Source organism: Granulicella sibirica (assembly GCF_004115155.1).
Lineage (GTDB): Bacteria > Acidobacteriota > Terriglobia > Terriglobales > Acidobacteriaceae > Edaphobacter > Edaphobacter sibiricus.
Map to the genome: position 1 here is coordinate 513,493 of NZ_RDSM01000001.1, position 14,896 is coordinate 528,388.

Sequence of the window (14,896 nt, forward strand, 5' to 3'; positions counted from 1 at the left end):
ATGCGTTAGCTCTGAATAAAGGCCAGCAGGTCAGCGTTGATCTGTTCGGGGTGCGTCGTGGCCATGCCGTGTGGATAGCCCGGATAAAAGTTGGTGGTGGGGTGCTTTAGCAGCTTTGCGGCGAGAGGCGCAGCATCATTGAATGGCACGATCTGGTCATCTTCCCCATGCATCAGTAGCGTAGGCACATCGATCTTTTTCAGATCCTCGGTGAAGTCCGTCTCCGAGAAGACCCTGATGCAGTCGTATTGAGCCTTGATTCCGCCCATCATGCCTTGACGCCACCAATCGTCGCGTACCCCTTGCGATACAACGGCACCAGGGCGGTTGAATCCGTAGAACGCCATCGGGAGGTCCTGATAAAACTGGGATCGATGGTTGGCCGTTCCCTCGCGGATCTGATCGAACACTTCAATCGGGAGGCCGCCGGGGTTCTTCTCCGACTTCAGCATTACTGGCGTCACCGAACCGATCAACACCGCCTTGGCGACACGCCCTTTTCCGAACTTCGCAACGTAACGTGCCACCTCGCCACCGCCGGTCGAGTGTCCGATATGAACGACGTTACGCAGATCGAGCTTTTCAACCAGGGCCGCAACATCCGCGGCGTACGTGTCCATGTCGTTGCCAGTGACCGTCTGGGTTGAGCGGCCATGACCGCGCCGGTCATGTGCGATCACTCGAAACCCGTGCTGGAGGAAAAACAACATCTGTGCATCCCAGGCGTCTGCCGAAAGAGGCCATCCATGGTGAAACATAAGTGGCTGGCCAGTACCCCAATCTTTGTAATAGATCGTCGTTCCGTCTTGCACCGTAATCGTATTTGTCACCGCTCCCGGCTTGCCCTCTTTTACGAATGCGGAAGGTGAACTTGCGACGGCCGTTCTAGTGAGAAGGGCTGCAGCACCGGTCGTCGTGGCCGTCGCGACGAAGCCGCGCCGAGAGATATTCTTCGGTTCTTTCATTATGTTGACTCCTTGGTTATTGAGGCAGATTGAGTGTCTACCACGATGCCGCATACTGCCCGGCAAAGGTGAAGCGCGATCCTCGATACAAGCTCGGCCGCTTGCAAGCCTTCGCCGGACGTCTGTGCCGTGTTGCATCGAGCTGACCCTCGACATGCAGGTCCCACATAACCGCAGACGAGGTAGTGCAGAATGGAGCACAGCTAAGTCTTTCCCTAGGGCTTTGGTTTACTCGGATCATGTGGTGTGTTCAGGATGATCGGAGTGCCCTTCTCGCCGAAGAACACCGCCAGGAAGCGCATCTCACCCGGACCTGTATTGATGCCGCGATGCCACTTCGTCCTGGCTTGCATGAATGCCTGACCAGCTTTGAAGACAAGGTGTTTTCCATCCGCGAACTCTACGGTCAGTTCACCTTGCAGGATGTACAGATAACCGGGAACCGGGTGGGTCATCCAATCCGTCTTTCCGCCCGGAGGTAAGGCTACGATGACCGAGCTCACTTCAGGAGTCGGTGTCGAAAGATAGGTAATGGGCTCACCGGCATCCGTCGTTGTGTCCCTAGACACAGGAGTGATGGTCGCTTGCACGGCCTGCGGCGGTGGCGGGTTGGGTGTTTGCATCTGAAACATACTTACTCCTTGGCCCAACGACGATCTAGAACACGGCCACACATTTAGATTCTGCTCATACTCCATTAGAACCGAAGTAATTTCCGAGTTAGCAAGTTCCAAGTGCGAGGAATCATTTGGACTGCATAGATACGATCTTCTTTGGACGAGAGGTCGACTGCATCTCGAGTACAAAGGAAGACGCAACCGCATCCACAAACTCTTCTGGATTGGCACCCAGGAGATTTGTCAGGATGACGACTCCAAGTCCATATTTTGGATAAAGCGAGAATGCGGATCTCATTCCCCCCACTCCTCCGACTGACCTGTATCGCGGACGATCTTCACGGTCCCAGCCAAGAGCAAATGAACTCGACGATCCATCATTCAAGGGAACGAGCTTCCACATGATCTCGCGAGACCCTTCAAGCATCTGCTTGCCACCAAGGATTGAGAGCATCCAGAGTCCCATGTCGTTCGCCGTAGTGTTCAAGCCCGAATTCGCATACATCATCGGTCCAAATCGTTCGAAGCGATGATGGATCACACCATCTTTCCCGAACTGGTACGGCTGGGACTTGTTCTTGATGACATCTCTGGAGTCGCCATAGGAGGTAGCGACCATATGGGCCTTCTTGAGTTGCTCATCGATCAGCGATGCGTCGGCGTGACGTCCTTCCAGCTTGTTGATAATCAGCTGCACCAATCGCAGGTTCGTCTGGCAGTATTTCTCTTTTTCACCTGGGATCGAGACCGGCTGAGACAACGACCATGCCCAGGCTGCTTTCTCGTCTTCGATGCCGCCCCTGGACTCGCTATCGTTGTATGCCCAAATGTCAGGCAATCCAGATATCTGACCGAATAGCTGGAACGTGGTCACTCTTCCCCAATCGGCTGGGAGGTCGGGCAGGTAAGTAGAGATTGGAAGTGAAAGATTCAGCCGGCCCTTTTCTACTTCCTCGATGGCCGCAACTCCGGTGAACGCCTTGGTAATGGAGTTGATGGAGAACAGCGTCTTCGAAGTGACCGGCACAGGGGTCTGTAGATTCGCCACACCATAGGAACGGGAGAAGATCACTTTTCCTTTGAGGACAACGACCACCTGCATCCCCGGTATATTTCGTTCCTTCATCTCCCGCCGCAAGATGGAATCCGCACGTTGGCCTTGAGTCTCGGCAATGGCTTTGTCTGCAAAGAGGGAGCATGACGCGGCTAGCAAGACGGCCAGCATATGAGTTCTCGCGGACAGCGGCCTTCGTATACATCGGAAGCAACTCGATTTTCTTGGATCCATTCCGGACCTCCCAATAGCGCTTGCAAGCAAGCGCTCGCGTTATCACTCCTGAGTCTTTTTCTTATCTAAGCTGAGTACGCTTCGTCACTTGTTTTACGTGTGCCCTGACCGAGCATCGACACGTCGGTCAGACGATTCTGAATCTCCGGGTGGCGAACGGAGTAAAGCTGAAACTCCATCAGAAGGATGACCAAGTCGGAGTTGTCGACGATGTGACCGATGCATTTGGTGCAAGGACGGCGAAACGCCCTCGCCCCTATTCATCTCGGCCACTAACTCGCGAATATGGGGTTCATGCAAAGTGGCACACTCCGCGATTAGGCTCAGGAAGAGGTCTTCCTTGTCCTTGAAGTGAGAGTAGATGGCACCTCTGCTCTTGCCAGCCACCCTCGCGATTTCCTCTAGGGCGGCCTTCTCGTAACCATCCCGGACAAAGACCCTCTCTGCGGCTCGCAATAGTTGATCTCGAGTCCGTGCACTACGCTGTTGCTGCCTTTTGCGGCTCCCCGGACCATTCCGCTCGCCAGGCAGCGATGGAACGATTGAACCCTCGAGGACATTGAGCGGTCGCGATCTCACTTTAGACACCTCGGTAGATAGTCATTAGCTTTTTCTCTGAGCATCCAGGTGAAAGGGGCGGTTATACGGTTCCACGGGAAATCCCTTTTGTTTCCACGCCTCGATTCCGCCTGTCAACATCTTCACTTTGTAGAACCCCATCCTCAGTGCCGCGGATAGGACTGCCTCACTGCTCGCTTCTCCAGGACACGTGCAGTAGAGAACGTATTCGATCTTTTTCGAAATCATCTTCGGGTTAGCGATCATCTCGTTTGGAGCGATCCTGGTCGCACCCGGGATCATTTCCGTGTGGGCCAGGAAGTCGAGCGGCACCCGGATATCGAGGACGGTAGGCTTGTCAGACATCGAAAGGAGCTGGTGAAGAGCTTCCGCGCTGATGAAATGCTGCATCATTTCCCTGCGCCGATCTGCTCGCCGTCTCCCACGCAGCGCTGCAAACACGACGAACAAAGCGGCAAACGCAATAAGCAATGGCACGAGCATATTTATCCTTCCCGAATCCGCGAGTACCGAACTCGGCCACCACTTTCCGACGTGCGATGCCTCGGCAAACCACTCCATCATGGTTGCCAGCCACCGCCAAGAGCACGGAACGACCCAACTGCGGCACGCGCGGCGTCCTCTCGGCTTACCGCCAGGTCATCCTTGGCAACCAGTAGTTGCCGGTCAGCGTCCAGCACATCTGTAAGCCCGATGACACCGGCGTTGTACGATTCCTGGGATCGATCACGAACCCGTTGCAACTGCGCGATCTCTCGAAGTAGCTCCGTTCTGCGCCTTTCCGATTGGACAAGCAAGCTAAACGCATCTTCCACATCTTCCGCTGCGTGTAGGACAGAGCTTCGGTAACGCACCAATGCTTCTGCATTCACCCCTCGTGCCTGCTTTACTTCAGCGTCAACTCTCCCGAAATCAAACAGCCTCCAACGCAGGCCGGCGACTCCGATTGGCTGAAAACCCTGCTGCTCAAAAAGGTGCGCGGGAGCTAACGCCTGCGAGCCAACAATGCCGGAGAGCGACAACTTCGGGTAGTACTCGGCGAGCGCCTGACCGATGCGTGCATTGGACGCAGCCACTTCTCGCTCCGCGGCGATGATGTCCGGACGCCGGCGGAGCAGATCCATCGGTGCCCCCGCGTTAGGGATATTCGGAATGACCGGGATGTCCGCCTGGATTTTCAGTTCCGCGGCATACGTGCCGGGTTGTGCCCCCATGAGGACGTCAAGACGGTTGAGTTGTGCCTCCAGCACCGTCTCGAGTAGCGGGATGGTAGCCGTCGCACCAGAGAGCAGAGCCTCAGCCTGCGCGAGCTCCCGATCGGAAGCAACGCCCGCTTCTCGCCGCTGCCGAACAAGATCAACGAGGTGTCGGTCAGTGTCGATTTGCTCATGAGAGAAGCTCAACCGAGCCTGGGCACCTCTAATTTGGAGATAGGCGTCCGCCGCTTCCGCAGCCACCGAAATACGCGTGCCGGTGCGAAGGGCCTCGGCTGCCTGGGCCTCGGCGGTCGCAGCCTCGGATCCCCTCCGCAGACTGCCGAAGATATCTGTCTCCCAGCTGGCGGAAACGCCAAGGTCATAGTAATTTTGGTCGCGGTCGTAACCCGGAATGATCGGCGAAAGACGACCGACCTGGCTTTCCGTGGATTGCGAAAGAGAGGTTGTCGAGCCGTACGCGGTGCCAGCGGGGAGACGCCGTGCGCCCGCTTCTTTCGCGACCGCGCGCGCTTGTTGAACCCTTGTCATCGCCGCAGCCAGGTCGAGGTTTTCGCGCAGCGCCCTCTCGACGACTTCGGTCAGCTTTGGATCTTGAAATCCATCCCACCACCGGTCAAGCGCAGGAGCAGGCAGCGCGTCCGTCCGTGCCTCAATCGCAGGGGCGTTATGGAACGGCTGCAACTGTACCGACGGCTTCTGGTAGTTCGGTCCGACTCGGCAGCCACTTATCCCCGCAAGAGAGAGGACTACTCCTAGCCGGAAAACAACATTCCACTTTGCCAGGTTCGACGGATCGATGGCATTGCCGTAGCGTAACTGGATTTCGAGTTGCCGAGAAGGATTGCACCGGGTCATAGTTAGTGAATAATATTTTATTTCGTTACTTGTTGTCAACGAAACTCGGGTAAGTCGTGAATTCAGAATGCAGGTGGCGTGACAAGATATGGCAAAAAGGTCACTAATTCACGGTACTCCCTCCTTCGAGCCATCCTATAGGAATGAATGACGATTTGACAATTTTGTCACACGTATATAAATTCACCGGGAGAGGCATCAGGAGAGCAACCAGTGAGGATTTCACAGAACAGTCTTTTAGCCTTGGCAACTGCCGCTGCCGCGCTCGGCCTCGCCGGATGTCATCGCAAGGTGGAAGCCGATCCGAGAACTGAACCGCAGCTGGTTCGTGCTGCCGAAGTCGGACTTTCATCCGACGCCGCTCGCGTTTTTACTGGCGTGGTCACTGCCAGGGTAGAAAGCAATTTGGGCTTTCGGGTGCCGGGAAAAATTACAAAGCGTCTCGTCGACACCGGCCAGGTTGTCCATGCGGGGCAACTGCTGATGACGATCGACCCGACGGACTACGCCCATGCTGTGACCGCCAGGATGGAAACGGTCGAAGCCGCCAAAGCGCGAGCGGTGCAGGCAATCGCTGATGAGGCTCGCTACCGGGGCCTGGTTAAAACGGGTGCAATCTCGGCATCCACGTATGACCAGATCAAGGCGGCGGCAGATGCAGCGGAAGCCGAGTTGCGAGCCGCTGAAGCACAGCAGAAGGTAGCGATGGACGAGGGCGATTATTCAAAGCTCATCGCAGATTCAGACGGAGTCGTCGTCGAGACGACAGCCGAGCCGGGTCAGGTAGTCTCTGCCGGTCAAACCGTGGTGAAGCTTGCGCATGCGGGGCCACGGGAAGCGGCAGTCAACCTTCCGGAGACCATCCGTCCAAAGCTGGGCTCGACCGCCTTCGCCGCGGTCTACGGTCAAACAGACCGGGTGCCGGCAAGACTGCGGCAGCTCTCGGATGCAGCCGATCCACTCACCCGTACCTACGAGGCACGCTATGTCCTCGGCGGCAAAGATGCGAATGCTCCCATCGGAGCCACGGTAACCATTCATCTGGAGAGCGAAAGTCAGGCCCTGTCCACAATTCCTGTCGCCTCCATTATTGATCTTGGTAAGGGGACAGGAGTTTGGGTTGTAAACAGTTCGACGAACACAGTTTCGTTTCATCCGGTTCAGATTCGCAGCATGACCGAAGAAGAGGCGATCGTGAGCCAGGGCCTGCGTCCCGAAGACAAGATCGTTGCGCTTGGCGCTCATCTTCTCCATGAGGGCGATAAAGTCCGCGTGGAAGAGCAGCAAGCTGAGGTCTCTCGATGAATCCGCACGATACCGATCACAATCAATACCAGTTACACGAAATTACGGGTCCGGAAGTACGCGAGAAGGCAACCTCAACCTTTCTCAACCTTTCTTCCCTTGCCGTCCGGGAAAGAGCAGTCACCCTCTTCCTTCTTATCGCCGTGCTGGGAGCCGGTATTGTTGCCTTCTTCGGGCTTGGGCGCGCGGAAGACCCGACCTTTACGGTGAAAGTCTTCACGGTCGCGGCGGTCTGGCCAGGAGCCACGGCACAGGAGATGCAAGACCTCGTTGCGGAGCCGCTTGAAAAACGCATGCAGGAACTCCGCGATTACGATCGCGTCGAGACGTTCACTCGCCCCGGTCTCGCGCTGATGAAGGTGTCCCTCAAAGACAGCATGAATCCGAAAGACGTGCCCGAGGAGTTTTACCAGGCACGTAAGAAGCTCGGCGACGAGGCGCACAAGCTCCCTCAGGGAGCCTATGGGCCATTCATCAATGACGAATACTCCGACGTCACGTTCGCCCTGTATTCGGTCGAAGCGCACGGCCTGCCGCTGCGCATCCTGACCCGCGAGGCTGAGGCGCTCCGTCAAAGGCTCCTCCACGTTCCGGGCGTGAAAAAGATCGACATCGTCGGCGAGCAACCGGAAAGGATCTTCGTCGAATTCTCTTACTCTCGCCTTGCGAATCTTGGAGTAAGTCCCCAGCAGATCTTCGACGCCCTCACCCGCGAAAACGCTGTTACTCCTTCCGGATCGATCGACACCCATGACCAGCAGGTGTTCATCCGCCTGGACGGCGCCCTGAACGATCTACAAAAGATCCGGGATACACCGATCGTTGCTGGCGGACGTACGTTGTCGCTATCGGACGTCGCCGAGGTCAAGCGAGGCTATGAAGATCCGGCTACGTTCATGATCCGCCATAACGGCGAAAATGCCTTGTTGCTTAGCATCGTGATGCGTGAAGGATGGAATGGTCTGGATCTTGGCAAGGCTCTCGAAGCGGAGCAGAAGAGCATCGCAAACGCTCTTCCGGCGGGATTTGCTTTCAGCAAAGTCACCGATCAGGCGGTAAATATCACCGAAGCGTATGACGAGTTCATGCTGAAGTTTTGCGTAGCGCTCGCGGTCGTCATGATCGTGAGCTTGATCAGCCTCGGCTGGCGTGTTGGTATCGTCGTCGCCGCTGCTGTCCCCGTTACGCTTGCGATCACATTCGTCATCATGCTGGCGACGGGGCGCGTCTTCGATCGTATTACTCTCGGCGCTCTGATCCTGGGCCTTGGCCTTCTTGTAGATGATGCCATCATCTCGATCGAGATCATGGTCGTAAAAATGGAAGAAGGCTGGGATAGAATCCGCGCAGCCGGATATGCCTGGAGCCACACGGCTGCTCCAATGCTCTCAGGAACAATTGTCACGGTGGTTGGACTCATGCCGGTCGGCTTCGCGAAGTCCACGGCTGGCGAATATGCCGGCAATATCTTCTGGGTGGTCGCGTTTGCTTTGCTGACATCCTGGGTCGTTGCGGTCACGTTTACGCCGTACCTTGGCGTCAAGCTTCTCCCGAGTCTTGAACCCATTCCCGGCGGTCACGCGGCGATCTACGCGACGCCCGGTTATCAAAAGCTGCGGCGCATGGTGAAGTGGGCTGTGCATCGGAAGTTCCTTGTGGCAGGTTCAGTTGTCGTCATCTTCCTGATGGCATTCGTGGGTATGGGTTCGGTTCGTCAGCAGTTCTTTCCAGCTTCCGATCGGCCTGAGCTATTGGTAGAAGTCACCCTGCCCCAGGGAAGCAGCATTGAGACGACAAACCAAGCCAGTGCGAAGGTAGAGACCTGGCTTCGTCGTCAACCCGAAGCCAAGATCGTTACCGCGTATATCGGAGCAGGCGCTCCCCGCTTCTTCCTCTCCTACAATCCTGAACTCCCGAATCCAAACTTCGCAAAGATCATTATTCTGACACCGAGCGAAAAAGACCGCGAGACGCTGAAGATGCGGTTACGACAGCAGGTTGCCGCCGGCATCGCACCAGAGGCGCGTGTTCGTGTCACTCAACTTGTCTTCGGCCCATATACACCGTGGCCGGTTGAGTTTCGCATCATGGGACCGGACATCGGGAAGGTGCGCGGGATTGCGGAACAGGCTCGCCAGATCATGGTGGCCAATCCGCATACGCGTCTGGTGAACGCAGACTGGGGAGAGAAGGCGCCGACCGTCCATTTCGTTCTGGACCAGGACAGGCTCCACTTGCTTGGTCTCACGCCGTCAGAAGCTGGCGTTCAGATTCAGTTCCTCCTGACAGGCGTACCAGTGACGCAAGTGCGTGAGGATATCAGAACGGTCGATCTCGTCGCCCGCAGTGCTGGCGGAGACCGATTCGATCCGAGCCGGTTGCAGGACATGACCATTATCAGCCATGACGGGAAGCTCGTCCCGATCAGTCAGATCGGCCATGTCGAAGTTCGGCAAGAAGAGCCGATCTTGAAACGGCGCGACCGCACGCCAACGATAACCCTGTCTTCCGATATCGACGAAGCGTTCCAGCCGCCACAGGTTTCAGCTGAGATCATGCAATCTCTTCAACCCCTGATTAAGAGTCTTCCCGCGGGCTACAAGATTGAAGTAGGTGGCAATGTCGAGGAAGCAACCAAGGCCAATGTAGCGCTGCAGGTCGTCTTTCCCATGATGATCATCCTCATGTTGATCGTCATCATGCTTCAGGTCCGGTCGTTCTCGGCGATGTTCATGGTGGTGCTTACTGCCCCATTGGGACTCGCAGGGACTGTACCGATCCTGCTGCTCTTCCATCAGCCGTTTGGCTTCAATGCGATCCTTGGATTGATCGCCTTGGCCGGAATCATCATGCGCAACACCCTCATCCTGATCGGACAGATCAAGACCAACCAGGAAGAGGGCTTGGACAACTATGATGCCGTGATCGAAGCCACCGTCCAGCGGGCACGTCCCGTGCTGCTCACAGCGCTTGCTGCCGTTCTTGCCTTCATCCCGCTAACCTACTCTGTGTTCTGGGGATCAATGGCATATACGCTCATAGGCGGCACAATGATCGGCACCGTGCTTACCTTGCTATTCCTTCCTGCTCTCTATGCGATCTGGTACGGCGTAAAGCCGGCGCCTGTGCCAGCAGGTAAAGGAGAGGTTGTATTGGCGGAAGCATAACGCTAAGGCTGGCGACGGGATTTCCGTATCGCGCCGCCAGCCTCGTGCTCGGGCCACATACCCGTCCCACCTGAAGGCCGATTCGTGGCTTTCCTTCATAGCGAAAGGACCTTGTGGGAGCATCGATGGCGAGCGAGAGCACTGCAAACGCAAATTTCGTCTACGGTAGTTCGGCTAAACTTCAGCCGACTTCTTTGAATGGCAAGGTTGCCCTGGTAGTTGGTGGTACGCGCGGAGTAGGCGCTGCGATCTCCCTTGCGCTTGCGCGTGCGGGAGGGGAGGTTGCTGTAACTTACTCGGCTTCCGAGACGAGAGCCAGAGAGCATGTCCAGGCTTTAGTGAGCGCACGTGGCAATCGTGCAACGCTATTCAGGCACGATCCCGGTGACTCCAAACAAGCCCTACCATTGGTACAGGAGGTCACGAGAGAATTTCGACATCTCGATATTTTGATTCACACATCTTCGTTCGCACTTCACGGCAAGACGATCGATGATCCCACGATCAACAATCAGGCACTCGACCTGCAGTGGCAGGTGAATGTTCACGGATATATCGCCGTGGTACGCGCCGCGGTCCTGCGGATGCGTGCGGGCGGCCGCATCATCGCTCTCAGTTCGTCGCTGGCTCAGAGAGTTGGCATCGCTGGAGCAGCAGACTATGCAGGCACTAAAGCTGCTGTGCTTGGCTACACAAAGGGTGTGGCAAGAGACCTTACATCGCGCGGTATTACCGCGAATGTGGTTTTGGCAGGCACCTTAAAGTTCGAAACGCCGAAGACACGGCGCGGTCCGGTGAACGGCCCATACTCTCAGGAAGATGTCGGGGACGAGACCGTTACAAATGAAGATGTGGTGAGGGCTGTTATGTTCCTGGCATCTCCTCTTGCCGGAGCGATTACGGGTACAGCACTCGATATCACGGGAGGGGATCTTGCTTAGAGGTTGTATAGCCCTGATCGAACTCCCGAGGTATATTGCGCTTTCAGCTTGAATCTTGGCCTTTGAATCGATTGGCGTATCGCTATACTCTAGAACTCATCGGTTCGCTGCGAGTCGGGCGAAGCTGGAAGGGTCCTATGAGGCGGTCCAAGGCAGATAAGGCGATTACCCATTCAAAGATTCTTACCGTGGCCGCAAAGCGCTTTCGTGAGCGGGGTCTGGAAGGAATCGGAGTTGCGGATGTGATGAAGGAGGCCGGTTGCAGCGTCGGGGGCTTCTATAAGCATTTCGGATCTCGAGATGAACTCGTTGTGGAAGCAATGGCCGAGGCGTTCAAGGATGTCGACCGCTGGGAAGAACAAGCTGCAGACCTTCCGGCGTTCCTGGAGGCGTTCCTCTCAGATGCCGACAGCAAACGTGCCGCGCTTAACTGCGCCGTGACCGCCTTCGCTGGAGATGTTCGTCACGCCAGCACAAGCGTGAAGACGGTTTACACCCAGCGCGTGAAGCACACGATTGGCTACTACAACCACGGTCTAAAGGGTGGCGACGCGCAATCGAGACGCACACGAGCAATCCTTCTTCTAAGTGCAGCGGTCGGTGCGGCATCCCTGGCGCGTGCCGTGAACGACAAAACCCTGTCTCAAGAAATCCTCAAAGCTGTCCGAGACGAGTTCATCGATCTCGCACAACGGCCTTTGCCTCGACCCAGCAGACTCTCAGGAGCGCCCAATGACGATAGAAAACCGGGGCCTCTGGCTGGAAGAAATTGACCATGCCACTATCTGGCTACTGGCACTGAAACGCCCCGATAGCCAGAGGGCACTCGCATGCTTCAGGGCGCAAGAGACCGCAATACCAAATTGGCGACGGCCGTCGCATCTTCTTCGAGATGATCCAGATTCTGTTCGAGCAAGATCGGGTGAAAGAAGGACTGCATCGTATGTTGAATCGCTCGGCAAGCCTCCTCCAATGAAGTCTTCCGCTCGAATTCCCCAAGTTCGCGTCCGCGAATCAACACCCGCCGGATAATACCGATGAGGTCGTGGTTGTAGGCCTCGAGATTGCCCCAACGTTCCTCGAAAGAGGCCGTCACAATGTCGTGCATCTTCCGGTCCTCAAAGAAGAGCCGGGCTCCGCTCAGCGCTAAACTTTTGTAGATCTTTCGGATACTCTCAACCGGAGAAGCGGTCTCTTCCACAATTTTTCGCAAAGCCCCGGTTCGTTCCCCAAGACACAATGCACAGACAGCCTCGCCGATCGCCTGCTTAGAGACGAAAAACTTGTAGATGTAGGCGGGTGATAGGCCAATCGCCTTGGCCAGATCAGCAACGGTGGTCTTTCGATAACCGTAGTGACGGAAGTGCTCTCCAGCGGCCCGAAGAATTTGCTCCCGCCGCTGATGTTCCGCGGGGCCCCGCTGCCCTGGATTCGTTGCCGTTTGATCGAACTCGTTTACCGTGGCCACCATCTCATAACAATAGTCTCTTTAGCGTTTTTTGGCTACGGATGATGAAGCTCCACATCCGTCACACTTGACACAAAACTAGCAAGAGGAACTGTGCAAGCTCGTCTAGCCACGCTGGTGTATCGCCTGAAAGATGGGATTCTCGACAGCTAGTTGCCTCTGTCGCTCCGCGGGCTGGAGCTAATCGGCAAAGAAGAAGTTCCGGAGTTCAATTTGTCCTAAGCTTGCTGCGTCGGTTCTTCTCCCCTTGGAATCGCACGTGAACAGTTCTCTCGAGGAGGCGACCTGGAGGCCGTTCATGCTTTCATAGCGCGTCACGTCCTCAATCAATTCCACCCCACCTAATACATCCGGCTTGCTTTGAACTCGCCGTAAGAGGCCATCTGGGCCGAAATATGCGATGTGGGACTGAAAGGGAGTTTCGACATTTCCTGGAAAATCTACCCTAAGCACCCGCCAGACTTCGCCTCGTTCGTCCCATGGTGCAAGCTCCTCAGTACGGAACCCAGGCAGGGTGTACAAGAAAGGACCAATGGCGGCATGCCGGATCACATGAGCCATGAAAAAGGCACTTCGAAGGTTGTCCCAGTCCGACATCGAAGGCTCCTGCAGCAACGCTTGTCCTGGATGCGCGAGCGACGCCAGCTTAGTCCTGTGCAGATGGAAACTAGAAATTCGGCTCGGCTCTATGATCAGCTTTCCTCCGTTATCGGGCAAGATGATGATCATCCGTTGACTGCGGAGGGAGAGGAGTAGCCGAGACCGAGGTACGATCGTGTGCCATCTGTCTGGCTCACGCAGCCTTCCCTGCGCGTCGACATCCGTGAAGAAGTCGGAGAACCGATTCCATTCCGCTAAACCGCCATGTGCGTCTACGACGAAACTTAGTAGATTTTTCAATGATGTCTTCCTTGATAGAGTCGCACTCCGAAGCAGTAGCGAACGCACTCATCCTTCTGTTTGGCCAAGACAGAAGGATGAGTGTGTAGAGCGCCTTCAGGGATCCGCGATTCGGGATAAGCGTCAACATGCTTCTCAGCTCGCTCAAGATAGCCGGCTTGCCTGTCAAAACGATCAAGCGCCATCGCACCTTCAAGGCATTGTCAGATCAGACCCGGTGTCCAGGTCGAAGACGTTGTCTCAGTGACCATGTCGTTGCATACATGATCCCTAAGCTGATGTGGCGCAAGCTCTACCAAGGCAATTCTTTTCCATCATGGATGAATTTGCCGTTTGGCCCGTCTTCACCAGTGAGGGCGAGCTCAACGCTCGTCTTTGCTCCATCAGCGATTTCAAGTTGGGCATGCAGCGTGCCCAGATCTGTCTTCACCCATCCCGGATGCGCCGAATTCACTTTGATCTTGGTGTCTTTCAGCTCCGCAGCAAGATGAACGGTGAATTGGTTCAGAGCCGTTTTAGAGGCGTTATAAGCGAACGCCTTCATGGGAGCGATGGGACTGTTCGGCATCGCTTGAAGAGTCAGCGATCCGAGGATGCTCGAGACATTCACAACGCGCCCAGCGGCGCTCTTCTTGAGGAGCGGCAATAATTCTCTGGTCACAGAAATGACCGACAAAACGTTGGTACGGAACACGTTCTCAAACTCGGCGTCCGTCGTCGCGATGGTGTGGGGATGCAGAATCCCACCTTCGCCACCGACACCCGCATTGTTCACCAGGATATCCAGGTGCCCGAACTTGTCGGCGACAAACTTTGCGGCTGCTTTACGATCTTCCTCTTTGTTGACATCCAGGGCGACGGGGTACGCCTCGATGTTCTCTGATGTCAGCGTCTGAGCTGCCTGTTGAGCCGCATCGAAGGTTCTGGCAGCGACGATCACGATTACATTCTGCTGTCCAAGCTGACGAGCCGTTTCAAGTCCAATTCCGCGGTTCGCTCCGGTAATAAGTGCTACTTTTCTTTCGCCAGGCATGTCATTGCCCTCCTGATCAGATTGGATACTGAAAGGCTGAACCGGATTCGACAAAAACGACCATTCGTTCGCTTTTATTGTTCTGCATTTTGGATTACGTTTAGACTCTTATAGGACGGGCTAACGTATACGATATTTCTTATATTCTTCGAATATCCATTCTCCTCAGCTATTTTTACTCCTTAGTAAAATTCTCTCCTCCAAGAATAGGTAGATATTTAGGGTATGAGTATAATCTATAAAGTTACCGCTCGGCACGGTACACCGGCTTTCGTTTGCTGCTCCAACATTTGCGAGCTGTCCGCATTACCGAGGACGCCGATGCAGATCAATATCGGAATCCGTCTTCAGGCTGCCGTACTTACGCTTGCAGAAGCGTTCAACGTCACTCGCGCCGCGGAGCGTTTAAGAATCACACAGCCTGCCTTGAGCAGACCGGTTGTCGAGCTCGAATCCCGGCTGGGGTTTCCCGTCTTTATCCGAGGCCAGAAACGCGTCCACGCTGCCCCGAATCCCCGATTGCGGATCCTCTCTTGACCGCCGTGGACCTAGGACAGTGCC

The 14,896-nt window shown here is 55.7% G+C and carries 14 protein-coding genes; 5 read left to right on the forward strand and 9 right to left on the reverse strand.

The genetic code is table 11. The features are described 5' to 3' along the window. Nucleotides 1-5 precede the first annotated feature (5 nt). The 6 genes from GRAN_RS02180 to GRAN_RS02205 all read right to left on the reverse strand — a co-directional run bounded on the left by GRAN_RS02180 (nucleotide 6) and on the right by GRAN_RS02205 (nucleotide 5,521). Nucleotides 6-965: an alpha/beta fold hydrolase gene (locus tag GRAN_RS02180; RefSeq protein ID WP_128911374.1), complete on the reverse strand. Its 960-nt coding sequence runs from the start codon at nucleotides 963-965 to the stop codon at nucleotides 6-8. 215 nt (nucleotides 966-1,180) lie between these two features. Then, a complete protein-coding gene (locus GRAN_RS02185; RefSeq protein WP_161570803.1) occupies nucleotides 1,181-1,597 on the reverse strand; it encodes a cupin domain-containing protein in 417 nt (138 codons plus the stop codon). A 112-nt stretch (nucleotides 1,598-1,709) separates the two neighbouring features. Beyond that, nucleotides 1,710-2,807 carry a serine hydrolase domain-containing protein gene (locus GRAN_RS02190; RefSeq protein ID WP_161570804.1) on the reverse strand — a complete coding sequence of 366 codons (1,098 nt, stop codon included), beginning with the start codon at nucleotides 2,805-2,807 and terminating at the stop codon, nucleotides 1,710-1,712. Between the two features lie 156 nt (nucleotides 2,808-2,963). Further along, nucleotides 2,964-3,458, reverse strand: coding sequence for a TetR/AcrR family transcriptional regulator (locus GRAN_RS26885; protein WP_128911377.1), 495 nt, complete (start codon nucleotides 3,456-3,458; stop codon nucleotides 2,964-2,966). A 15-nt stretch (nucleotides 3,459-3,473) separates the two neighbouring features. Further along, nucleotides 3,474-4,013 carry a rhodanese-like domain-containing protein gene (locus GRAN_RS02200; RefSeq protein ID WP_128911378.1) on the reverse strand — a complete coding sequence of 180 codons (540 nt, stop codon included), beginning with the start codon at nucleotides 4,011-4,013 and terminating at the stop codon, nucleotides 3,474-3,476. Next, complete coding sequence (locus tag GRAN_RS02205) at nucleotides 4,010-5,521, reverse strand: efflux transporter outer membrane subunit (RefSeq protein ID WP_128911379.1); 1,512 nt, start codon at nucleotides 5,519-5,521, stop codon at nucleotides 4,010-4,012. Before GRAN_RS02205 ends, GRAN_RS02200 begins: the two co-directional genes overlap by 4 nt. A 213-nt stretch (nucleotides 5,522-5,734) precedes the next feature. Between GRAN_RS02205 and GRAN_RS02210 the strand changes: the two genes are divergently transcribed. The 4 genes from GRAN_RS02210 (at nucleotide 5,735) to GRAN_RS02225 (ending at nucleotide 11,707) form a co-directional block, all read left to right on the forward strand. Continuing rightward, the gene (locus GRAN_RS02210) at nucleotides 5,735-6,826 is read left to right on the forward strand and encodes an efflux RND transporter periplasmic adaptor subunit (protein WP_128911380.1); all 1,092 of its coding nucleotides are present in this window, start codon (nucleotides 5,735-5,737) and stop codon (nucleotides 6,824-6,826) included. Next, entirely contained in the window at nucleotides 6,823-9,993 is a 3,171-nt protein-coding gene (locus GRAN_RS02215) for an efflux RND transporter permease subunit (RefSeq protein WP_128911381.1), read from the forward strand. Before GRAN_RS02210 ends, GRAN_RS02215 begins: the two co-directional genes overlap by 4 nt. A 125-nt stretch (nucleotides 9,994-10,118) precedes the next feature. Then, nucleotides 10,119-10,934 (forward strand): SDR family NAD(P)-dependent oxidoreductase, encoded by an 816-nt coding sequence (locus GRAN_RS02220; RefSeq protein WP_128911382.1) that lies wholly within the window; start codon nucleotides 10,119-10,121, stop codon nucleotides 10,932-10,934. Nucleotides 10,935-10,969: 35 nt separating this feature from the next. Next, nucleotides 10,970-11,707, forward strand: coding sequence for a TetR/AcrR family transcriptional regulator (locus GRAN_RS02225; RefSeq protein ID WP_128911383.1), 738 nt, complete (start codon nucleotides 10,970-10,972; stop codon nucleotides 11,705-11,707). 62 nt (nucleotides 11,708-11,769) lie between these two features. On the opposite strand, the gene GRAN_RS02230 is transcribed toward GRAN_RS02225, so the two are convergent. The 3 genes from GRAN_RS02230 to GRAN_RS02240 form a co-directional block, all read right to left on the reverse strand. Continuing rightward, nucleotides 11,770-12,405: a TetR/AcrR family transcriptional regulator gene (locus GRAN_RS02230; protein WP_128911384.1), complete on the reverse strand. Its 636-nt coding sequence runs from the start codon at nucleotides 12,403-12,405 to the stop codon at nucleotides 11,770-11,772. 177 nt (nucleotides 12,406-12,582) lie between these two features. Then, nucleotides 12,583-13,131 (reverse strand): hypothetical protein, encoded by a 549-nt coding sequence (locus GRAN_RS02235; RefSeq protein ID WP_128911385.1) that lies wholly within the window; start codon nucleotides 13,129-13,131, stop codon nucleotides 12,583-12,585. Between the two features lie 463 nt (nucleotides 13,132-13,594). Beyond that, nucleotides 13,595-14,389: an SDR family oxidoreductase gene (locus tag GRAN_RS02240; RefSeq protein ID WP_338323412.1), complete on the reverse strand. Its 795-nt coding sequence runs from the start codon at nucleotides 14,387-14,389 to the stop codon at nucleotides 13,595-13,597. Nucleotides 14,390-14,656: 267 nt separating this feature from the next. Between GRAN_RS02240 and GRAN_RS26890 the strand changes: the two genes are divergently transcribed. Continuing rightward, nucleotides 14,657-14,872 (forward strand): helix-turn-helix domain-containing protein, encoded by a 216-nt coding sequence (locus tag GRAN_RS26890; protein ID WP_161570806.1) that lies wholly within the window; start codon nucleotides 14,657-14,659, stop codon nucleotides 14,870-14,872. Nucleotides 14,873-14,896: the final 24 nt, after the last annotated feature.